This is a genomic window from Pseudomonas tremae, from assembly GCF_001401155.1.
In the GTDB taxonomy this organism is placed as follows: Bacteria; Pseudomonadota; Gammaproteobacteria; order Pseudomonadales; family Pseudomonadaceae; genus Aquipseudomonas; species Aquipseudomonas tremae.
Genome location: NZ_LJRO01000188.1, coordinates 1 through 390, shown reverse-complemented (window position 1 = coordinate 390; position 390 = coordinate 1). Strand labels below are relative to the sequence as shown.

Below are 390 nucleotides of genomic sequence, written 5' to 3'. Positions count from 1 at the left end.
CTACCCCAATAGCGCTTTAGGTAGACGCCCAGCCACAGAGGCTGGGCATTTTAAAACTGATCAACTCTCTGCCAGCTCGTCGCGGACCTTCATGACGGTCGTAGTTGAACACGCAGCGTGCCTCGCTACTGCTCGGATCCCGAGACCCGCAGCCAGAAGCTCACCCACTCGGTTACGCAGTTCTGCGTCTACGGGTCTACCTTTGTAGACGCCTGAAGCTTTTGCCTTCTCAATCCCTTGCGCCTGGCGCAGTCTTCTTTGTTGATAGTCCTTCCTGGCGATCGCGGCCATCATATCGATCATCATGTAGTTGATGGCCGCCAGCATGCGGTCGATGAACTCGTCCCCCGACTGGGCCGTCATGCCTTGATGACTGGTAGGCAGATCCAC

1 pseudogene is annotated in these 390 nt (G+C 56.7%); it reads right to left on the bottom strand.

The annotated features are described in order from the left end of the window. Positions 1-60: 60 nt before the first annotated feature. Positions 61-390, bottom strand: a pseudogene (locus tag ALO43_RS13220) (recombinase family protein); the annotation flags it as partial.